General features: G+C 30.7%; 24 protein-coding genes and 2 tRNA genes. 16 read left to right on the forward strand and 10 right to left on the reverse strand.

Features of this window, described 5'->3' with window-relative positions; all coding sequences use genetic code 11:
• The first annotated feature begins 70 nt into the window (after positions 1–70).
• The 9 genes from CW731_RS03045 (at position 71) to CW731_RS03085 (ending at position 7227) form a co-directional block, all read left to right on the forward strand.
• Positions 71–439, forward strand: a complete 369-nt coding sequence (locus CW731_RS03045; RefSeq protein WP_100945344.1) for a MauE/DoxX family redox-associated membrane protein — start codon at positions 71–73, stop codon at positions 437–439.
• Positions 439–1023 (forward strand): TetR/AcrR family transcriptional regulator, encoded by a 585-nt coding sequence (locus CW731_RS03050; RefSeq protein ID WP_100945345.1) that lies wholly within the window; start codon positions 439–441, stop codon positions 1021–1023. Before CW731_RS03045 ends, CW731_RS03050 begins: the two co-directional genes overlap by 1 nt.
• A 26-nt stretch (positions 1024–1049) precedes the next feature.
• Positions 1050–1682, forward strand: a complete 633-nt coding sequence (locus tag CW731_RS03055) for a nitroreductase family protein (RefSeq protein ID WP_100947608.1) — start codon at positions 1050–1052, stop codon at positions 1680–1682.
• 11 nt (positions 1683–1693) lie between these two features.
• Positions 1694–2692, forward strand: coding sequence for an NADP-dependent oxidoreductase (locus CW731_RS03060; protein ID WP_100945346.1), 999 nt, complete (start codon positions 1694–1696; stop codon positions 2690–2692).
• 27 nt (positions 2693–2719) lie between these two features.
• A complete protein-coding gene (locus tag CW731_RS03065; RefSeq protein WP_100945347.1) occupies positions 2720–3880 on the forward strand; it encodes an iron-containing alcohol dehydrogenase in 1161 nt (386 codons plus the stop codon).
• Positions 3881–3886: 6 nt separating this feature from the next.
• Positions 3887–4693, forward strand: coding sequence for a type 1 glutamine amidotransferase domain-containing protein (locus CW731_RS03070; protein ID WP_198519843.1), 807 nt, complete (start codon positions 3887–3889; stop codon positions 4691–4693).
• 149 nt (positions 4694–4842) lie between these two features.
• Complete coding sequence (locus tag CW731_RS03075; RefSeq protein ID WP_100945348.1) at positions 4843–5751, forward strand: EamA family transporter; 909 nt, start codon at positions 4843–4845, stop codon at positions 5749–5751.
• Positions 5752–5848: 97 nt separating this feature from the next.
• A complete protein-coding gene (locus CW731_RS03080; protein WP_100945349.1) occupies positions 5849–6418 on the forward strand; it encodes a Crp/Fnr family transcriptional regulator in 570 nt (189 codons plus the stop codon).
• A gap of 68 nt (positions 6419–6486) precedes the next feature.
• Positions 6487–7227 carry an acyl-CoA desaturase gene (locus CW731_RS03085; RefSeq protein ID WP_100945350.1) on the forward strand — a complete coding sequence of 247 codons (741 nt, stop codon included), beginning with the start codon at positions 6487–6489 and terminating at the stop codon, positions 7225–7227.
• 85 nt (positions 7228–7312) lie between these two features.
• Here the strand turns inward: CW731_RS03085 and CW731_RS03090 are convergent, their stop codons facing one another.
• From CW731_RS03090 to raiA, 8 genes are all read right to left on the reverse strand, one after another.
• On the reverse strand, positions 7313–9418 hold the full coding sequence (locus CW731_RS03090) for a prolyl oligopeptidase family serine peptidase (protein WP_100945351.1): 2106 nt from the start codon (positions 9416–9418) through the stop codon (positions 7313–7315).
• Between the two features lie 93 nt (positions 9419–9511).
• Entirely contained in the window at positions 9512–11047 is a 1536-nt protein-coding gene (locus CW731_RS03095; protein WP_100945352.1) for an SDR family NAD(P)-dependent oxidoreductase, read from the reverse strand.
• A 13-nt stretch (positions 11048–11060) separates the two neighbouring features.
• Positions 11061–12401, reverse strand: a complete 1341-nt coding sequence (locus CW731_RS03100) for a DEAD/DEAH box helicase (RefSeq protein WP_100945353.1) — start codon at positions 12399–12401, stop codon at positions 11061–11063.
• Positions 12402–12624: 223 nt separating this feature from the next.
• Positions 12625–12816 (reverse strand): cold-shock protein, encoded by a 192-nt coding sequence (locus CW731_RS03105; protein ID WP_004570569.1) that lies wholly within the window; start codon positions 12814–12816, stop codon positions 12625–12627.
• Positions 12817–12964: 148 nt separating this feature from the next.
• Complete coding sequence (locus CW731_RS03110; RefSeq protein WP_100945354.1) at positions 12965–14275, reverse strand: DEAD/DEAH box helicase; 1311 nt, start codon at positions 14273–14275, stop codon at positions 12965–12967.
• Between the two features lie 195 nt (positions 14276–14470).
• A complete protein-coding gene (locus CW731_RS03115) occupies positions 14471–15367 on the reverse strand; it encodes a YihY/virulence factor BrkB family protein (RefSeq protein ID WP_100945355.1) in 897 nt (298 codons plus the stop codon).
• Between the two features lie 163 nt (positions 15368–15530).
• Positions 15531–16040 carry a peroxiredoxin-like family protein gene (locus CW731_RS03120; protein WP_100945356.1) on the reverse strand — a complete coding sequence of 170 codons (510 nt, stop codon included), beginning with the start codon at positions 16038–16040 and terminating at the stop codon, positions 15531–15533.
• A gap of 59 nt (positions 16041–16099) precedes the next feature.
• Positions 16100–16402 (reverse strand): ribosome-associated translation inhibitor RaiA, encoded by a 303-nt coding sequence (raiA, locus tag CW731_RS03125; protein WP_100945357.1) that lies wholly within the window; start codon positions 16400–16402, stop codon positions 16100–16102.
• 177 nt (positions 16403–16579) lie between these two features.
• Between raiA and CW731_RS03130 the strand changes: the two genes are divergently transcribed.
• The 3 genes from CW731_RS03130 to CW731_RS03140 all read left to right on the forward strand — a co-directional run bounded on the left by CW731_RS03130 (position 16580) and on the right by CW731_RS03140 (position 18913).
• Positions 16580–17158, forward strand: a complete 579-nt coding sequence (locus CW731_RS03130) for a Maf family nucleotide pyrophosphatase (RefSeq protein WP_100945358.1) — start codon at positions 16580–16582, stop codon at positions 17156–17158.
• Positions 17159–17314: 156 nt separating this feature from the next.
• Positions 17315–18268 (forward strand): transketolase family protein, encoded by a 954-nt coding sequence (locus tag CW731_RS03135; protein ID WP_100945359.1) that lies wholly within the window; start codon positions 17315–17317, stop codon positions 18266–18268.
• Between the two features lie 51 nt (positions 18269–18319).
• Positions 18320–18913 (forward strand): porin family protein, encoded by a 594-nt coding sequence (locus tag CW731_RS03140; RefSeq protein ID WP_100945360.1) that lies wholly within the window; start codon positions 18320–18322, stop codon positions 18911–18913.
• A gap of 365 nt (positions 18914–19278) precedes the next feature.
• Here the strand turns inward: CW731_RS03140 and CW731_RS03145 are convergent, their stop codons facing one another.
• The gene (locus CW731_RS03145; protein ID WP_100945361.1) at positions 19279–20088 is read right to left on the reverse strand and encodes an FKBP-type peptidyl-prolyl cis-trans isomerase; all 810 of its coding nucleotides are present in this window, start codon (positions 20086–20088) and stop codon (positions 19279–19281) included.
• Between the two features lie 79 nt (positions 20089–20167).
• Here CW731_RS03145 and CW731_RS03150 point away from each other — a divergent pair, with 79 nt between their 5' ends.
• Positions 20168–20548: an RNA-binding S4 domain-containing protein gene (locus tag CW731_RS03150; protein ID WP_100945362.1), complete on the forward strand. Its 381-nt coding sequence runs from the start codon at positions 20168–20170 to the stop codon at positions 20546–20548.
• A complete protein-coding gene (locus tag CW731_RS03155) occupies positions 20545–21048 on the forward strand; it encodes a phosphoribosyltransferase family protein (protein ID WP_100945363.1) in 504 nt (167 codons plus the stop codon). Before CW731_RS03150 ends, CW731_RS03155 begins: the two co-directional genes overlap by 4 nt.
• Here the strand turns inward: CW731_RS03155 and CW731_RS03160 are convergent.
• Positions 21040–21555: a shikimate kinase gene (locus CW731_RS03160; RefSeq protein WP_100945364.1), complete on the reverse strand. Its 516-nt coding sequence runs from the start codon at positions 21553–21555 to the stop codon at positions 21040–21042. The genes CW731_RS03155 and CW731_RS03160 overlap by 9 nt on opposite strands.
• Before the next feature lie 97 nt (positions 21556–21652).
• Between CW731_RS03160 and CW731_RS03165 the strand changes: the two genes are divergently transcribed.
• Both CW731_RS03165 and CW731_RS03170 read left to right on the forward strand, forming a co-directional pair.
• Positions 21653–21725, forward strand: a tRNA-Lys gene (locus CW731_RS03165).
• Positions 21726–21772: 47 nt separating this feature from the next.
• A tRNA-Leu gene (locus CW731_RS03170) sits at positions 21773–21856 on the forward strand.
• Positions 21857–22018: the final 162 nt, after the last annotated feature.

Raw genomic sequence — 22018 nt, forward strand, 5'->3', positions numbered from 1 at the left:
AAATAAATATGATACCTAAAAAATGAATGTTCATTCTTTTTTTATACCTTTGTAATCTAAAAACAAATAGATGAAACTTTTTTGGAATATTTTACGAGTAATATTAGCAATTTTTATATTGTATGCAGGAATGCAACATTTTATGAAACCAGATTTTTTTAATGCATTTGTTCCTGATTTTTTAATCTATAAAACGGCTATTATTTATGTATCAGGAATCATAGAGGTTCTTTTAGCAATACTCTTACTTATACCAAAATACAAACATATAGCAGCAACAGGAATCTTCTTTCTAATGATCTTCTTTTTGCCAATACATGTTTGGGATGTTTTTTCTGAAACACCTGCTATTGGTAGCCATAAAGCAGCAATCATACGTTTACCAATGCAGTTTGTGCTAATAGCATTGGCTTATAAACTTAAAAAAAACAACAAATAATGGCGAAACTTCAAAAGAGTATAGACAAGAGGAATGCGCTAATTAAAGCGACTATAGAGTTGGTGAACAATAATGGTTTTCATGCGACACCTATGAGTAAAATCGCAAAAATGGCGAATGTTTCTCCTGCTACTATTTATTTATATTTTGAAAATAAACAAGATTTGGTGAATAAAACATACATAGAAGTGAAAGCAAAATACACTGATTATGCTTTTGAAACCTATGATGTGAACATGTCTGTAGAAAAAGGATTTGAATTGATTTGGAAACGCATTGCAGATTTTAAATTAAAAGATTGTGAAAATGCAATGTTTTTGGCACAATGTGACAACACACCTGTAATTGATGAAATTAGTAGACAAGAAGGAATTAAACACTTACAACCCCTACTCGATCTTTGGAATCGTGGAAAGAATGAAGACATTATTAAACCGATGTCAGATTATTTGTTATATGCATATTCGATAAATCCGTTATCGTTTTTAATGATGTCAGAAAAAAGAGGTACTTTCAAGTTAGATAAAACACATTTAGAAGAAGCCTATCAATCTGCTTGGAACAGTATAAGAGTAATGAATTAAAATTAATAAAAATAGAATTAAAAAATATGGAATTATTAGATAAATTAAATTGGAGATATGCTGCAAAAGCAATGAATGGTAAAGTTGTTGCAGAAGATAAAATTGAACGTATTTTAGAAGCGGCTCGTTTAGCAGCAACTTCAAGCGGATTGCAACCTTTTGAAATTTTTGTTGTGAAAAACCAAGAAGTAAAAGAAAAAATTAAACCCATTGCATGGAATCAATCTGTAATTACAGACTGTTCTCACCTGCTTGTATTTGCTGCCTGGGATACGTATACGCCAGAACGTATTAACTATATGTTCGATTTAACCAATGAAATTCGTGGTTTTAAAAATGAAGGTTGGGAAGATTATCGTCAAATGTTATTAAGCACATATCCTCAAAAGGATGCAGAAGAAAACTTTAACCATGCTGCAAAACAAGCATATATTGCTTTTGCTCATGCTATAATTGCTGCTGCTTATGAAGGTGTAGATGCAACGCCTTTAGAAGGTTTTGATCCTGCTGCTGTAGATGAAATTTTAGGCTTACGAGAAAAAGGATTGCGTAGTGCTGTTTTATTACCATTAGGTTATAGAGCAGAAGATGCAGATTGGTTGGTGAACTTAGTAAAAGTTAGAAAACCAATGAAAGATTTAGTAACTGTAATAGACTAAAAAAAGAAATTATGATAAAGACGATAGTATTAAAAAATAGACCTGAAGGAAAACCTACTGTTTCAAATTTTGAGTTTATTACCGAAGACACAACCCTAACAATTAACAAAGGAGAGGTTTTATTAGAAGCAACATATGTTTCTGTAGACCCATATTTAAGAGGAAGAATGAGTGCTGCAAAATCGTATGTTCCGTCTTTTGAATTAAATAAACCTGTACAATCTGGTATTGTTGCTAAAGTTATCGAATCTAAAAACGACAACTTTAAAAAAGGTGATTTTGTTTCTGGAATGTTGTCATGGAAAACAAAACAAGTTTCTAATGGTGAAGGACTTTTAAAGGTTGATGGTTCTAAAGCTCCTTTAAGCACCTATTTAGGTGTTTTAGGAATGACAGGTTTAACGGCTTATTTAGGTTTAAACCAAATAGGTAAACCTGTTGCAGGAGAAACAATTGTTGTTTCTGGTGCAGCTGGTGCTGTAGGATCTGTTGTTGGTCAAATAGCAAAAATTCTAGGTCTTAGAGTTATTGGTATTGCTGGTACAGATGAAAAAATAGAAATGCTTAAAACAAAGTTTGGTTTTGATGCTGGTATCAATTACAACACCAGTAAAGATATAAATGCAGACATTAAAGAAGCTGCGCCAAATGGTGTAGATATTTATTTTGATAATGTTGGTGGACCAATATCTGATGCGGTATTATTTAATATTAACAGGTTTGCAAGAATTATTGTTTGTGGCGCTATTTCTGTTTACAACAGTACTGAGACTCCAAAAAGTGTGAGCGTACAACCATTTTTAGTTAAAAACAGTGCACTAATGCAAGGTTTTATTGTTTCTAATTACGCTGATAAATTTCCAGAAGCAATGCAGCATTTATCTGGTTGGTTAGCAGATGGAAAGTTAACATACACAGAAACTATTGTAGATGGTTTTGATACTATTCCGAATGCCTTTATCGACTTATTTGAAGGTAAAAACAAAGGGAAAATGGTTGTTAAGATTTAATTTTAATAAAATAATAAAGAAAAGAAGATGAACAATTTTGAATTTAAAAATCCGACTAAAATTATTTTTGGAAAGGATTCAATTGAAAAATTAGAAAGTGAAATTCCTAAAAATGCCAAAGTATTACTATTATATGGTGGAGGAAGTATCAAAAAAAATGGTATCTACGAACAAGTAAAAAAAGCATTGACGAGTGTTGAGGTTGTTGAGTTTGGCGGAATTCCTGCAAACCCGGAATACTCCGTTTTAATGGAGGCATTGAACGTTATCAAAGAAGAAAACATTACATACTTATTAGCTGTTGGTGGAGGTTCTGTAATCGATGGAACTAAATTTTTATCTGCTGCTGCAATCTATGAGGGTGAAACGCCTTGGGATATTTTATCAAAAAACATTCGAACAGAAAAAGGAATGCCTTTTGGTACCGTTTTAACATTGCCAGCAACAGGTTCTGAAATGAATTCTGGTGCCGTAATAACAAGAGCAGAAACCAAAGAGAAACTAGCAATGGGCGGACCTGGGTTATTTCCAGAGTTCTCTATTTTAGATCCCCAAGTTATTAGTTCTATTCCAGAACGTCAATTAGCAAATGGTTTAACAGATGCTTTTACACACGTTTTAGAGCAGTATATGACGTACCCGAATGGTGCACTTTTACAAGATCGTTTTGCGGAAAGTATTTTGCAAACAATTATTGAAGTTGCTCCAAAAGTATTAAAAGATCCTACAGATTATAAAGCGGCTTCTAATTTTATGTGGAGTTGTACGATGGCTTTGAACGGCTTAATTCAGAAAGGAGTTCCTACAGATTGGGCGGTGCACGCAATGGGACATGAATTAACGGCTTTATTTGGTATCGATCATGCACGTACTTTAGCGGTAATTGCTCCAAGTCACTACAAATTTAATTTTGAAGCTAAAAAAGAAAAATTAGCACAATACGGTGAACGTGTTTGGAATATTACCGAAGGAAGTATTGATGATAAAGCAAATGCTGCTATCGAAAGAACGGTAGACTTTTTCCATGAATTAGGTATCGACACAAAATTATCTGATTATACAAACGATTACGAAGGAACTGCTGAAAAAATAGCACAACGTTTTACAGATCGTGGTTGGTTAGGCTTAGGAGAACACCAAAACTTATCACCAGAAAAAGTAGCAGCAATTGTAAAAATGTCTTATTAGAAAGTAATGAAAATAACAAAAATAATAGCCTTAGCGCTAACAATTGTAACAGCATCTAGCTGTAAAGATTCAAAAAATAAAACAGCTTCTGAAAAAGTTTCAGAAGAAGAAATAACAATTAAAAAAGATAAAAAAATGAACATATTATTTGTTTTAACATCTCATGATAAATTAGGAGATACAGGAAAAAAAACAGGATTTTGGGTAGAAGAATTCGCAAACCCATATTATACATTACTAGATAAAGGCGCTACAATTACAATTGCAACACCAAAAGGAGGCGCTGCACCTATCGATCCAAGTAGCGATTCGCCAGATGCTGCTACAGAGGCAACTGCACGTTTTGATAAAGACACAGAAGCTAAAGAAAGAATTGCAAATACTAAGAAATTATCTGACATGAATGCTGATGATTTTGATGCCGTATTTTATCCTGGAGGTCACGGACCGTTATGGGATTTAGCAACCGATGCTACTTCAATTGCTTTAATTGAAAAATTTAATAGTCAAGAAAAACCAGTTGCATTTGTATGTCATGCACCTGCTGCTTTAAAAGATGTAAAGAATACTGATGGTACACCTTTAGTGAAAGGTAAAAAAGTAACAGGTTTTACCAATACAGAAGAAGCTGCTGTTGGTTTAACAGAAGTTGTTCCTTTTTTAGTTGAAGATATGCTTACTAAAAATGGCGGAATCTATTCTAAAAAAGAAGATTGGGCAGCTTACGCAATTCAAGACGGAAATTTAATTACAGGTCAAAACCCTGCTTCCTCTGAATTAGTTGCTGAAAAATTACTAGAAAGTTTAAAATAATTTTTGGTTAGTTAGTTAGTTAGTTAGTGAAAAAGGTTGTCATAAGAGACAACCTTTTTTTTGTTTGTTAAAATCATAAAATAACACTCTAAAAATAGCTGTAATAATTTTATTTTGTAATCGCTTTTAAAAGTATCTTCGCGCCCATTATGTGGATGTATTTAGGTTTATTAGCAGCACTTTTTTTAGGATTACACAATTTATGTAAGAAACATGCAGTACAAGGAAATGAAGTTTTTCCGGTACTTTTTGGAACAATTCTTTCTGGTTTTTTACTATTACTTCCTTTTTTTATAGGTTCTCTCTATTATCCTGAATTTACAAAGGAAATAGGGTTTCATATAACTACACTTCCTTGGAAAACACATGGTTTTATTTTTATAAAATCGATGATTATGGCAGCTTCTTGGATTTTAGCGTATCAAGCTTTAAAACACTTACCTATTACCATTGTTGCTCCTATTCGTTCTGCGGGTCCGTTTTTTACATTTATCGGTGCTATTTTAATTTATAACGAACAACCTACTTTTTTACAATGGATTGGTTTTTTTCTTATCATTTTATCTGTATTACTCTATTCTAGAGTAGGAAAAAAAGAAGGTATTATTTTTAAACGAAATAAATGGATATTCGCTATTATTGGTGCAACCTTTTTAGGTGCTTCTAGTGGATTGTATGACAAATTTTTAATTCAGAGTTTGGCCTTGAATCCGCAGACATTACAATTTTGGTTTTGTTGGTATACCGTTTTAATTTTGTTCGTTATTTTATCGATTACTTGGTTTCCTTATGCAGTAAAAAGAAAGGCTTTCAAGTTCCGCTGGACTATTATCGCTGTAGGAATTTTATTACAAGCTGCAGATTATTTTTATTTTAAAGCACTACAAGATCCAGATGCATTAATTATGTTATTATCTGCAATAAAACGTAGTCAGTTAATAATTGCGGTAGTTGTTGGTGGTTTGTTATTTAAAGAGAAAAATAAACGTAAAAAATTAGTACCATTAGCAGGTATTATGATTGGAATATTTTTGATTTTATATTCCGCTAGCTCCTAAAAAATCCTATTAATTTTATAATTTTAAACTTCATAAATCACTTTTGAAATTGCTTGAAGCCTTATCTTAGCATCTCAATTAGACCTATTATTAAATTTTGGAGCAAATAAAGGCATACATAGATCAAATAGCGACGATATCTAAAGAAGATTGGACTTTCTTTGCGTCTAAATTAAAACGTAGCACAATTCCGAAGAAAACTATCTTTTTAAAAATAAATGAAATAGAAAATCATATTTCTTTTATTGAATCTGGTGTTGTGCGTTTATACATTCCTAAAGAAAATCCTGAAAAAGAAATTACTTTTGGTTTTAGTTTTAAAGATCAATTTATAAGTGCTTACGATTCCTTTTTAACTCAAAAACCTTCTTTATATCAATTACAAGCACTTACAGAAACAAGTCTTTTAAGTATTTCATACCAAGATTTACAAGAGGTTTACAAAACAACTCAAATTGGTAATTTAATTGGAAGATTAACCGCTGAACGTCTTTTTCTAATAAAATCTAAACGAGAACAAAACTTATTAAATCTTACTGCAGAAGAACGGTATTTAAAATTATTTAAAGAACGCCCAGAGCTTATAAAAATAATTCCTTTAAAATATATTAGCTCTTATATTGGTGTTACTGCACAAGCTTTAAGTAGAATTAGAAAGCGTTTATAAACCTTATTTTATTGACTTGGGTTCATTGTTTAACGCTTAACATCAAACTATCTTTGTAAAAAAAATAAATGATTATAATTATATTTGTTTTAGTGCTTTGGTACGGAGGTTTGTTTTTTCAATCTTTCTTTTTACATCGCTACGCAGCGCACCAAGTTTTTACAATGTCTAAAACAATGGAGCGTATTACTTTTATTTTAACCTGGTTTTTTCAAGGTTCTAGTTACTTAAGTGCTTATGGTTACGGTATTATGCACCGCATGCATCATGCGTATACAGATACAGAAAAAGATCCTCATTCGCCGTCTTATGATGCTAATTTATTTGCAATGATGTGGAAAACAAAAACCATTTATCAAGATATAAATGATCAAAATATTGAAGTAGATGCAAAGTTCACTAAAAACGTACCACAATGGAAAAGCTTTGATGCTTTTGCAAGTTCTCGTTTCTCTAGATTGCTTTGGATTACTTTTTATATTGCTTTTTTCGCTTATTTTACAACTGCTTTATGGCAATGGGCTTTATTACCAATTGCTTTATTAATGGCACCAATTCACGGAGTAATTATCAATTGGTTTGGTCATATTTATGGCTATGTAAATTATAAAATGTCTAATACAAGCAAAAACCTTTTCCGTTTCGATTTCTTAATGATGGGTGAAGGATATCATAACAATCATCATAAACATGCAAGTAGCGCCAACTTTGGCGTAAAATGGCACGAAGTAGATGTAACTTACTTAATCATTAGAGTTTTAGATTTTCTCGGTTTCATTAAGTTGAAGGCAGTTACTATTAAAGAATAATGTTATAGGCTTCTCTTTTTATTGCTTCCTGTTCTAATAAATTATAGGTTCTAGATTTATTTTTTATTGAATTTATTCGTCTTAATTATTTATTCTTAGTTAACTCATTAATTAAAAAGTTATAGATAAAACTAGTTTCCTTTATAATCTCTGTATATTGATTCGCACCAAAATGGCCTGCTTTACTTTGAGACCACAATAGAATCGGATTTTTCTGATTTTCACCATTTTGTAATTTCCCTGCAAACTTATACGATTGATATGGGGGAACTCTTGTGTCATTATCTGCTGTAATAACTAAAGTTGAAGGATAATTTACAGTTTCTTTAATATTATGAAATGGAGAATATGAAAGTAAGTTTTTAAATTCCTCTTCCTTTTTAACAGTTCCGAATTCATTAATATTTACATACATAGAACCTGTTTCGGTTCTCTCCATGCGTAACATATCTAAAGCGCCAACGTTTATTACTGCTGCACCAAATAAACTTGGTTTTTCTATAATTGCCCCAGCAGTAATTAATCCACCATGTGAAGTTCCCATAACGCCGATCTTTTTTGCTTTGGTATATCCTTCTTTAATTAAGTATTCAGCTGCTGCTGTAAAGTCTAAAATACCATTTTTCTTTTTTAATTTTCTTCCAGCTTGCCACCAATCAAACCCAAACTCTCCTCCTCCTCTAATGTGAACATAAGCAAAAGCACCTCCGTTTTCTATAAAGTAAATAATACCAGGATCAAAAGTTGGTTTTGCAATACTTCCATAACCACCATAAGTTTTTAATAAAAAAGGAGTGTTGCCATCTTTACGAATAGAATCTTTGTAAACAATAAAAACTGGAATTTTGGTGCCATCATGAGAAGTAATTTTTTTTCTCATAAACTTATATTTTGATGCGTCAAAAACAACATTCGTTTTTCCTAAATATTTAAAAGAATAATCTAGTAAATCTAACTGACAAGTAACTGGTGGCACTGAATAAGAGGACAATTTAAACAATAATTTCTTTTCCTTTTTTCCATATGCCAACTTACTTACACTTAATCCTTCTGGTGTAATTGTTTCTCCTAAAAGATTTCCTTTAAAATCTGTTATTACAATTATTGAAGATTTTTCTGATTGAAATGAAGTAATTATTTTATTATCTGCAAACTCATAACCTGTAAGAACAGCATGTTTATAAGATGGCGTTAATAAAGTCCATTTTTTAGGATTAGTTATAGGAAACTTAATTATTTGTCTTTTATTTTTAATATTTGTTATCGCTATAATTGTATCAGAATCAACCCTAAGGAAATCCATATCATATTTAATATTTATAAATAAAGATTTAAATTCTTTTTTACCATCCTTAGGCTTCAAGTAATAGTAACTAAATTTATTTTTAGATTTATCTGATTTTTTTATGCCAAAAGCACTTTGATTGTCTTTACCGTAAATGCGCAAAGATTCATTTTCATTATCAACATTAAATATTTTTTCATCTTCAGACTGTTCCGTGTCTAATTTATGATACATAATCTCGGGAAAACTTCTACTTATATCATCAGGGTTGTATGTATTTTTAATATAAAAGAAACCTTGTCCGTACCAATTTACTTGTGGTGATAACAGTTCTTTTAGAGTCTCTTTAAAAAAATGTTTTTTCTTTATTCCTACAATTTTAATTTCTTTCCAATCACTTCCATTTCTATTGTACCCATATGCTAAAAAACGATCATCTCCAGATGGGTATAAACCATTAAATATAATTCTATCTTTTTTTGAAATTGAATTTGCAGAAATTAAACTAGTAAACCTCCCCTTAGTTCCTTTTGCATAATAAATATTTAAGGGAGAATTTTTTCCTGGATACATTAATTTATAATACACCTTATCATTTTCAACAGGAAGACTGTTATTATCATAGTCCACTTCATTCCATCTAAATGCTTTTAATTTAGATTTAGAACCCATCGATTTTGATATTTTATTCAAAAACTTTGTGGAAATATTATTTTGATCCTCTACCCAAGTTTTAACTTCAATATCACTTGTATTTTCTAACCATTGATAATTATCTGTAATTTTTATACCGTGGTATATATTTACAACAGGAATTTTCTTTGTTATTGGATATTTATACTGAGCATTTAAAAAAGTAGTAATTAATGTAAAAAAAGATAGGATAGCTTCTTTTCGTAATTTCATCAAAATTAATTTTTCTTATTCAAAAACAAAAATAACTTTTTAGATGAATTATTCTTACTCCAATCTTATTTATTCTTAATAAAAATATTTCCCCTACCAATCAATAGGAAAATAATCTTTTAAGAATTTACCAGACCAATGTTTACCCGTATTAATTCCGTCAATTAAAGGATCCATAACTCTAGCGGCACCATCTACAATATCTAACGGAGGCTGAAAATCGTGAACGTCTTGTTTCTTTTTAGACAATTCTGCAGGATCTTCATCTGTAACCCAACCCGTATCTACAGCGTTCATATAAATACCAGATTTTGCAAATGTAGAAGCAGAAGTATGCGTTAACATATTTAAAGCAGCTTTTGCCATATTTGTATGCGGATGTCTGTCTACTTTCTTAAATCTATGGAACTTTCCTTCCATGGCAGTAACATTAATAATGTGCTTTTTACCCGTGTTTTCTTTCATCATTAAATTAGACAAACGATTGCATAAAACAAAAGGAGCAACAGCATTTACCAACTGTACTTCTACCATTTCTGTGGTTTCAATTTCGCCTAATCTTAAACGCCAGCTGTTTGTTTTTCTTAAATCTACTTGTTGTAAATCGGCATCTAATTCTCCTTCAGGAAAAACTTCTGCTGTTTGCAAAGAATTGTCAAAACTATACGGAATTTGAGATAATTCTGCAGAATTACGCAAGCCAATTCCTGGTTCTGGTCCGTGCCAAGTAACAGGCAACACGTTATTCTTACTTGTTTTTGATGTTGAAACACTTAAACTAGAAAGTTCAACCAAACAATCTGCATGTTCTTTTAATAAGCTCTGAGCTAATTTTGGTAATTGGTCAATTGGTTTCTTTTCATTTTCCATTAAATGGAAATAAAACCCAGATGGTCTTCTTACGGTTTGTGCCGCATTATTAATTAGAATATCTAATCGATTGTATTTTTGTTCAATGTAATTACAGAAAATCTCTACACTTGGTATGTGTCTTAAATCTAAACCATGAATGTGCAAACGATCGCTCCAATCTTTATAATCTTCCTCTTTAGAAAAACGAATGGCAGAATCTGCAGGAAAACGCGTAGTTGCAACAACAGTTGCGCCAGAACGTAATAACATTAACGTAATATGATACCCAATTTTTAAACGAGAACCTGTAATTACAGCAACCTGATCTTTTAAATCTGTGGTTTGAAAACGTTTTGCATAATTTAAATCGCCACAATCTGTACACATGGTATCATAAAAATGATGCAACTTGGTAAAAACTGTTTTACAAACATAACAGTTTCTTGGAGATTCTAATTCTGGTGTTTCTTCAGTAATTGAAGCAGCAGCTAGTAATTTAGGAGCCACAAAAAGAGCCGATTCTCTTGCAGAACGAATTCCGGTTGATTTTCTAGCATGCTTGTCACTCTCTATTTGCTTACGTTTAGCTGCTTTTTTAGCGTCTTTTCTTCTGCGTTGAAATTCATCACGGTTGGGTCTAGATAATTCACCTGCAACCTTAAAAAGTGCGACTCTTTGTGCTTCTGGAATTTCAAAAAGCTGATTGGTATCTTCCAATAATTTCTGAATCGTAACAATGCAAGATGCTATTTCTGTGTTCTCTTTTTTATCGCTCATAATACTGATAAAATTACTTCTTTTTCTTCTTTTTTGTAACTTCAGAACTTGAATTCATAGCTTTTGTATTGGCTAAGTAATTCGCTAATATTTTGTCTACTAATTCTTCTTTTGTTAAATGATGAAAAATGGTTTTTATTTGCGATTTAAAATCTTCTGATACTGTACGATTTGGCTTTGTTTTAAATATTTTATTTGCCCAAATTACTCCATTACTTTCTTCAATACTTTGTGCATCTGCTTTTTTATAAGCTTCAAAACGAATGTCTAAAGCTTTTTCAAAATCGCCAATATCTTGTCTTTCTTCCTTCTGAATAATGGTTAAAGACAATCCGCTTGCTCCTGCTCTAGCAGTTCTACCACTTCTATGCACATACGCATCGTACGTATCTGGTAAGTGATAGTTTACAACATAAGAAAGGTCTTTTACATCAATACCACGTGCTGCTAAATCTGTAGCTACTAAGATATCTACATGTCCTTCTCTAAACTGGTCCATAATACGGTCACGAATTCCTTGTGTTAAACTACCATGAATTGCGCCAGAAGAGAATTTATTAATTGCTAAGTTTTTGGCTAATTTATTAACGGCTGCTTTCGTTTTACAAAAAATAATTCCTCGTTTTCCTGCTTGTGAATTTAAAAAATGCAATAGCACTTCTAACTTTTCAATCGGTTCTACCACTACATATTGATGATCGATACCTTGGTGACCAAGAGTTTCCATATTGGCTTCAATGGTAACTACCTCTTTTGCCATGTAATTATTTACCATTTGCCTAATGGCTCCTGGCATTGTAGCTGTAAATAATAACGTTCTTCTTTTCTTCGGAATTTCTGCAATAATACTATCTAAACCTTCTTTTAAAGCAGTGACCATTTCGTCTGCCTCATCTAAAATAAAGTAAGAAATGTTTTTAATACTGATGGCTTCTCTTTTTACTAAATCTGCCAAACGTCCTGGAGTTGCTACCACGATATGTGTTGCTTCTTTTAAACGATCTATCTGAGGTTTAATTGGTATTCCTCCGCAAATAGTAGCAATCGAAATATTAGGACTATTTGTTGCAAAAGATTCTAAATTACTAGAAATTTGTTGCCCTAATTCTCTTGTTGGTGCTAAGATTACTGCTTGTATATTGTCGTTTTCAACATCAATTAATTGCAGTAAAGGCAAACCAAAAGCTGCAGTTTTACCAGTTCCTGTTTTTGCTAACGCAACAACATCTTGTTGCTGATTTAAAACAATAGGAATTACTTTTTCTTGAATTTCTGTAGGTATAATGATCTTTAAATCAGCTAAACTCTGTTGCAATTCTTTATTAATTCCTAAATCTGAAAACTGTTTTGACATGAAAATATTTTTGTGCAAAGATAATAACTGTTTTAATTGATTGTATTATTTATAGACAGTATTATTTCTCTTTGTGTTGTGTTTTTTGTTGATACATTCTAAATAGTTTTTATTCAGAATAAAAGTTAAGCACCTATACTAAGAATTATAAGCTCTAAATTTTAAGCAATAAAAAAGCCCATCTTTTAAAGATGGGCTTTCTTTGAAAATATATGAATTTATATTAGATAACTTTTACGTTAACTGCATTTAATCCTTTGTTTCCTTCTTGTAAGTCAAATTCAACTTGGTCACCTTCTCTGATTTCATCTACTAATCCAGAAATGTGAACGAAATGATCTTTATCAACTCCTTCTTCTGTAATAAATCCAAATCCTTTAGACTCATTGAAAAACTTTACTGTACCTTTACTCATCTTATTATAATTTAATTTGTAATATTATATTGCAAAGATGGTACCAATAAATTAGATATCAGTCATAAATTTCATAAAACTTTTAATTATCCTCATATTTCTAAGTTTTATTAGTTAATTACCAACAAATCAACTGATTTACAAATATTTACACACCGTAAATTCTAACTTTTTTCTTTTTTAAACGAGAATTATTTAACTTTTCTTCTAATTCTGAAGCCAAACTAGCAGGAACTGCCACAAATGCACAATCTTGTTTTAGTTCTATATCTCCTAGTTGATCTTTTGTTAATTTTCCTTGTTTGATAAACAAACCTGCAATATCTCCTTTAGAAATTTTGTCTTTTCTACCACCAGAAATAAATAATGTTTCCCAGAAAATAGGTTTTCTTTCTGCTTGTTTAGAAATATTCTCTAAATCGGCATGCTTCATAAAGTCTGGTAAACGCTCTTCTTTCCATTTTAATACATATGCAGTTCCTTTTGCAGAAACTCTTGCTGTACGACCGTTTCTATGCGTAAATTCTTCTACTTCCTTTGGCAACTCATAATGAATGATGTATTTCATTTCTGGAACATCAATTCCTCTTGCAGCTAAATCTGTTGCTATTAAAAGTTGATTGGTACCGTTTCTAAACTTAATTAAAGAACGTTCTCTATCTTTTTGCTCCATTCCTCCACTAAAATTACCATGTTTAATACCTTTACTTTCTAAAAAGGCACTCACATTATTAATAGTATCTTTTAGATTGCAAAAAATAATTCCTTGCTGATTTCCTAAGTGATTTAATAAATGTAATAACGTATTTAGTTTATTTTTCGCAGGAGAAACAACTGTTTTAATTTGTAATTTAGAAGTAGTTGCTTTTAAATAGTTAACCGTATTTGGTTTATCTAGTCTTACAAAATCAGGAATCTCAACACCTTGTGTTGCAGAAGTTAATATCCTTTTATTACAAGCTGTTAATTGGTTAATAACACCTCTCATTTCATACTCAAAACCAACTTCTAGAGACTTGTCAAACTCATCTAAAATTAACGTTTTAATATGGTCTTTAGAAAATCTTTCGTTTGCAAAATGATCTGAAATTCTTCCAGGAGTTCCTATTAAAATCGCTGGTAAATGCTTCAATTCTATTTTATCTTTAGACATTGGTCTACCTCCGTAAACAGCATTTACTTTATAACCAGAACCCATAGAACGAATTACTTGCTCTATCTGAATTGCCAATTCTCTTGAAGGCACTAAGATTAAAGCTTGAATTTCTTCAACATTAGGATCTAAAAACTCTAATAAAGGTAAAGAAAAAGCTAACGTTTTTCCTGTTCCTGTTGGTGACAATAAAATGGTGTTTACATTTTTCTTTATCGTAGCAATAGCCTCCTCTTGCATAGGATTTAACTGACTAATATTCAGTTTTTGTAATATTTCTTCTTGTCCTTTTATATGATTCGCCATTACTTTGGTGTTTACTTTTTTTTAAATATGGCACAAAGATAGTTAGACTTAGCTCGTATTGGATAAAATTGTTAAAAAATTGTATTTTTTTCAATAAAATAAAGGATGTGAGTATTAAAAAAAGAATAAAACAGTGTGAAATTCAACTTTAAAAGAGTTTTAAAATTGATAAATTTAAACGCACCGATAAAAACACTATTTCCCGTTCACCTTAGTATCCAACGGAATTTTATCTTCTATTAAATACACATCGGAATATACTTTGGTAAAATGTGCTCCGAAAAAAAGAATCAAACTAGAATATGAAACCCAAAGCATAATTAAAATAACAGAACCAGCAGCGCCATACGTAGAACCTGGATCCATTTCTTTAAAATACCAAGCCAACAAATATTTACCAATTACAAATAAAATAGCCGTTAAAGCGGCACCGGCTCTTACCGCACGCCAACGAATTGTTTTACTGGGTAGATACTTAAACATTGCAGCAAATAGAACATAAATAAAAAGAATGGACACCAAAAAATCTAGAAGATAAATGTATTCAAATAACTTTTCGGGTACAAATTTCTCTATTCGCTTGCTAAAAGCACTAATTAATGCCGTTAACACAAAACTAATTAACAACAAAAAGCCAATAATTAATATAAAACCAAAACTCTTAATTCTACTAAAGATCATTTTTAAGAATCCGTTTGCGTTTTTATTTTCTGGAACTTTCCAAATCTTATCAAAAGCAGCTTGTAATTGATAGAAAACACCTGTAGAACCATATAATAGCGTACTAAAACCAATAATAGTTGTAAAAATAGACACCGTTTCATCTCCTCTATCTAACATCATCACACGAATAGATTCTGCCGTTTGAACACCAACAGCTTGCGTTATTTCATCTAACAACTCTCCTTGAACAATATCTCTTCCCCAGATATTTCCAACTAAATTTAGAATAATTACAATTAAAGCAGGTAAAGATAAAATGGCGTAATATGCCACAATTGCGCTTAGTTCGAAAGGCTCGCTATCAATCCAATTATTTCCTGTTTTTTTTAATAAACTAGGAAGATTTTTTATTGCTTCTTTAATATGCATTGATATTATTTATTTTTAATTGTTGAAGGTTCTCATTAATATAAGTAATTTTTCTTCTATTAATTAATGCTTCGTAGTCTTTAATGAGGTTTCTATCAAAGTAAAAACTTCCAATTTCAAAACTCAAAATTTGAAATTGGAAGTTGGAAGTTTAAGTTCTATCTTAAGCTTCACCTCTAGCAGGATAATCTTCTTTTAGAATATAGTCAATTCCGTTTAAAACATCTTTAAATTCTGGTCTACCAAATGGCATCGATTGTATCGATTCCCAATATACTTTCCCTTCCTTGTCAATTAAAAATAGTCCTGGTTCTATAAATTCTTTTGGTTCTTTCTGGCTAATTCCGTTTGAAATAAACAAGCCCCATTTTCTTGCTTCTTCAATTGTAAAATCATAACCTATTGGCAGGTCTTTTACATTCCAATCTTTATAAGTTTCTTTTGCAAGACTCTCTGTATTTGCACTTATTGCAATTACATTTACACCTCTTTCTTTAAAGTTATTTACGTTGTTTTGTAGTTGCTCTAATTGTTTTTTGCAAACAGGGCAATGTTTCCCTCTGTAGAATATTATTAATGTAAAGTTTTCAGTTTTTTGTTCTTGCAAACTCCACTTTGTATCGTTTACTAAATTGATTGTTAGTTCGGGTGCTTTTTCTCTTGGTTTTATCATCTTTTCTGTTTTGTAATTTAAAATTATTGATTCACTAATGTTCAGGTAGATAAGAAGACTTAATGGCTCATCATTTTACCTTTTTTCTTTGTCAATTGTTTGTCTAAATCATTAATAGCTTCGGTGATAGAACTTACAAAATTATCATGACTTGCTTCTGCAAATAACCTTGGTCCTGGTACACTCAAACGAATACTACAAATTTTCCCTGTTTCATCTGAAGAAGTATTTTCTATTTTAAAGAAAACATCTGCTCTTATAATCATCTGAAATTTTGTGTACAGGTGTCCTAATTTTTCTGTAGCAAATGCTTCTAATCTTTCACTCGCTTCTACATCGTGGTATTCAAAATTAATATTCATAATCTCTTACATTTTAGTTAATAATTAAACTCTCTAACGTAAAATTACCAATACTTCTTAAACATTATTTGCGTAAACGATTCTATTATGAACTCATATCATATTTTAGGTAGTTTATTGAAGCCTCTTTTATATTTATAACTAGATTTGTTTCTTTTTTAAAGACAATTTAAAACGATGCTTAAACAAAAGTTAAAACCTTACAATGTAATTCTTGCTTCTGGCTCTCCAAGAAGACATCAGTTTTTTAAAGATTTAGATATTGATTTTTCTATCCAATTAAAGGAGATTGAAGAAATTTATCCGAAGGAATTAAAAGGTATAGAAATCACCGATTTTTTAGCCAATTTAAAATCGAAGGCATTTACAGATTTACAGGAAAAAGACGTCCTTATTACTTCTGATACCATTGTTTGGTTAGAAGGTAAAGCGTTAGGAAAACCAAAAGATGCGAAAGACGCTTTTACAATGTTAAAAGCCTTATCTGGTAAAAAACACGAAGTAATTACATCTATATCTATTAAGAGCCTTTCTTTTCAGAAAATTATAAATGATGTAACAACGGTTTCTTTTAAAGAATTATCTGATGATGAAATTAATTACTACATCAATAACTACAAACCATTTGACAAAGCTGGTGCATACGGAATACAAGAATGGATTGGTTATATTGGAATTGAAAACATAGCAGGAAGCTATTTTAATGTAGTTGGTTTGCCTGTTCATAAACTTTATAAAGAGTTAATGAATTTATAAAATCCATCAACTTATTCAATTCTATAAATTGTTTTAAGAGGTTTTCTCTTACAATGCTAAATTTTTTGCTTCTATTCTCTATTTTCTTTACTTTATAGAAAAATAAAAGTTTATTTTTACGGAAATTTTACAACACAACATTTTTACAACTTTATAATGAAAAAATACACGTACACAGAAAAAAAAGATACACGTTCAGGTTTTGGTGACGGTTTAACAGAATTAGGTAGAACAAACCCAAATGTGGTTGCTTTATGTGCAGATTTAATTGGTTCTTTAAAAATGGATCAATTTATTAAAGAAAATCCAGAAAGGTTTTTCCAAATTGGTATCGCAGAAGCAAACATGATTGGTATTGCAGCTGGTTTAACAATTGGTGGCAAAATTCCTTTTACAGGAACATTTGCAAACTTCTCTACAGGAAGAGTTTACGATCAAATTCGTCAATCTGTTGCATATTCTGGTAAAAACGTAAAAATTTGTGCATCTCATGCAGGAGTTACTTTAGGTGAAGATGGCGCAACACACCAAATCTTAGAAGATATTGGGTTAATGAAAATGTTACCTGGAATGACGGTAATTAATCCTTGTGATTATAACCAAACAAAAGCAGCAACTATTGCAATTGCAGATTTTGACGGACCTGTTTATTTGCGTTTTGGTAGACCAAAAGTGCCTGTATTTATGCCAGCAGATGAAAAATTTGTAATTGGTAAAGGAATTCAACTAACAGAAGGTACAGATGTAACAATTGTTGCAACTGGGCATTTAGTTTGGGAATCTTTACAAGCTGCAGAACAATTAGAAGCAGAAGGTATTTCTGTAGAAGTAATAAATATTCATACAATTAAACCTTTAGACGAAGATATTATTTTAAAGTCTGTTGCAAAGACAGGTTGTATTGTTACTGCTGAAGAGCATAATAAATTAGGTGGTTTAGGAGAAAGTGTTTCAAGAACATTAGCCTTAAACAATCCTACACCGCAAGAATTTGTAGCAACAAATGATACTTTTGGTGAATCTGGAACACCTGAACAATTAATGGCGAAATATGGTTTAGATGCTGCTGCAGTTGTAAAAGCTGTTAAAAAAGTAATTTCTAGAAAATAATTTCGTTTTAAACTTTAAAGAGTTTTTAATATTAATTTTAAATAAAAAAAGATGAAAAAAGTAATTTTAGTAATGTGTTTGGCATTTGCTTTTAGTCAAACTTCAAATGCACAAATAGATTTTGGTATAAAAGGTGGAATTAACTACAATAATGCAGGAAAGGACTCTTTTAAAAATGCTAAAAATGATATTGCAGATGGAGCGAAAGCTAAATCTGGGTATCATGCAGGTTTGTGGTTTAGAGGTAAAATTCCAGTAGTTGGTTTATACTTAAGACCAGAAATAGTTTACACACAAGTAAAAAGTGAATACATTAATAATAGTAAAACGTCAGATTATGATTTTAAGAAAATTGATGTTCCTGTTTTAATAGGAAAGAAATTTTTAGGTATTGCAAATGCGTTTATTGGCCCTTCTTTTCAATATATAATTGAAGATAACTTTAAATTTAATGATGTAACTGCAGACGAATTTGATAAATTTTCAGTTGGTCTTCAAATGGGAGTTGGTGTAGAGTTAGGTAGAATTGGTGTAGATGTACGTTGGGAAAGAGGTTTATCTAAAACGGAAGCAAAATTTGCTAATATTGCAACTGTTGATAATAGAACAAATCAAATAATATTTGGTCTTTCTTTAAAGTTATAACTAAATAAACTATTAAATAAAAAAGGCTCTTGAGATATCTCAAGAGCCTTTTTTTATACTAAAAAATGCCTTTCTATTTAATTACAAGACCCGAAATAACGCAATTTAGAGTTGCTTACATCACTTAAAAATAATTACAAGATATATATTGGTGATTCGTTTACAAATACTATAAAGTATGCTTAATATTAATTATGAGGAACTATAATTTGTCTTTGCAGGGAAATAAGTTTTACGCTACTTAACTTCAAGAATAGAATTTAACATAATTGTATATCAGAATATTATTGTTTTTGTAAACAATAATATTTACAATAAAAAAAACTCTTGATTTCTCAAGAGTCTTTAGTATAAAAAATATTCTTTTATTTTATGCTAGGGTTTAAGTAATCTGGTAAACCAGGATTTCTTTTGTCACTAAAATCATTTGTAGGATCTCCATCACCATCTGCATCTTCATCTATAGAAGCTGTACCATCATTATCATGATCTGTATCTTCTACTAAATCTAATAACTCTATATAGAACATTAAATTTGTGTTCACAAGATTACTGTTAAAGTTGTTTGTGTTACTTGAAGGGTACGCCAAACCAGAAGGAATAAATAAAATACCTTTACCAGTATTTAAGTAGTTAATTGGTCCGTTTATAGGATCTCCGTTAGCCTCTTTTTCTAATTCTCCACCTTTCATTCTTGTAAAACCATAAGTCCATCCTTTAATAACTGCATTTAAGGTAAACCAAACTCCAGTGTCATTTTTATCAAAGTTAGAAGTTAAAAGTTCTGTATTCATTAAAGCTTGCCCCGAATACTTTACATAAACAGAATCCATTACTGTAGGGTTTTCTTTTACAGGATTAGGCATTCCCTCTTTTCTCGTATATACATATAACGTATGTTCTATATCATTATCTATAATTTTCATAGATTTTAAATTATCTGTATCATCAAATAAAGACGTTTTACCAGAAACCAACGTTTTTACAGAATCTAACGAAACATCATAGTAGTTGTTTTTTAAAAACTTTACAATCGAATCGTTATCAGAAATAGCTAATTCTTCGTAATTAATGTTCGCAAATGGGTTTACAAAACCGTTATTATCATCATCACAAGAGTATATTACACCTATTCCTAATAAAAGCAGCAAAAAAATATTTTTTATTTTGTTCATTTAATCTTAAAATTTAAGCCTGCAATTTACCATTTTTATACCTTTGTAAAAAGACAAACATTATATTTTAACTTTTTTTATGAGAATTGATAAATATTTATGGTGTATTCGCGTTTTTAAAACGAGAACTATAGCAACAACAGCCTGTAAAAAAGGGCAAGTTAAGATAGACGCAAAAAGTGTAAAGCCTTCTCGAGAAATTTTTGGAGGGGAATTAATCGTCGTTCGAAAAAATCAGATTAATTACCAAATAAAAGCTTTAGATTTACCAGAAAGTAGAGTTGGTGCTAAATTGGTAGATCAATATAGAAAAGATGTTACACCAAAAGAAGAGTTTGAGAAAACAGAACTTTTAAAATTTGCCAAAGATCATTATAGAAAGAAAGGTATTGGAAGGCCAACCAAAAAAGATAGAAGAGATTTAGATAATTATCAAGAAGATACAACGGAAGATTTATGATTGCAGAAAACAACATTATATTAGACAATACTCAAATAAATCAGAAAATAAAAAGAATAGCGTATCAAATTTACGAAAGCAATAGTTCTGAAAAAGAAGTTGTTATTGCTGGTATTATTGGTAACGGATTTACGTTTTCGAAAAGAATAGCAGCAGTTTTAGAAGAAATTTCAACTATAAAAGTTACCCTTTGTGAAGTAGTTGTTAATAAGAAAAAACCATTGTTACCAATAACTACGTCTATTTCTGTTGATGCCTATAAAAACAAACCATTAATTTTAGTTGATGATGTTCTAAATTCTGGCACCACTCTAATTTACGGAATTAAACACTTTTTAGAAGTCCCATTAAAAAGATTTAAAACGGCAGTATTGGTTAATAGAAATCATAAAAAATACCCTGTAAAAGCAGATTTTAAAGGTATTTCTTTATCAACATCAATAAAAGAGCATGTACAAGTAGAATTTAATGAAAAAGGAGCCATTGCTTATTTAGTGTAGTATAATTATCGTTTCTTTTACAATCTCTTCAATAGACTTGTCTTCTGTGTTCATAACAATTTCAGCTTGTTCATAGAAAAACCTTCTTTCAAAAAGATGTTTTGCCACAAATTCTGTTATTTTTTCATTTTCTAAGCTAGCTACTAAAGGTCTTTTACTTTTTTCTTTTATTAATCTAGTAACTAAAGTAGATATGCTTGCTTTTATATAAATAGATTTTGCTTCAGAATTATTTATTAATTCCATATTATTGGCATAACAAGGTGTTCCTCCTCCTAAAGAAAGCACAAAATTACCTTTAGAATTTAGAATTTCTTGTAAATAGGTGTTCTCAATTCGTCTAAAATAAATTTCTCCTTTGATTTTGAAGATTTCTGAAATACTCATTTTTTCTTGCTCAGAAATATAATCATCTAAGTCTATAAAATTCATACACAGCTTTTTAGAAACCTCTTTACCTATAGTAGATTTTCCTGAAGCCATGTAGCCTAAGAGTATAATTTTCATTTTTTTTTTGTTTTTTACAAATATCGATAAAAAAAAATCAATTTTATGCTAATAGTTCCAATGTTTGATAGTATATTTGCAGTCGATTTAAGAAAAAGACCTGGTAGCTCAGTTGGTAGAGCATCTCCCTTTTAAGGAGAGGGTCCTGGGTTCGAGCCCCAGCCCGGTCACAAAAAGTTAAGCTTAATAGGCTTAACTTTTTTTTTTAATATAATTTGCGCACGTGGCGAAATTGGTAGACGCGCAGCCTTGAGGGGGCTGTGAACGCAAGTTCGTGGAAGTTCGAGTCTTCTCGTGCGCACTTTTAATTTACTCAATAAACTAATAATAAGCGAAATACCTGTTTATTATTTAATTTTTACCCCCATAAACACCCCACTTTTATAACCTTAACCTATTTTAACTCTATAGAATTAATACTTTTTAAAACTCATTTTTTTATCAAGGTTATGTTCATGTAATT

This window comes from Polaribacter sp. ALD11, assembly GCF_002831685.1.
Taxonomy (GTDB): domain Bacteria; phylum Bacteroidota; class Bacteroidia; order Flavobacteriales; family Flavobacteriaceae; genus Polaribacter.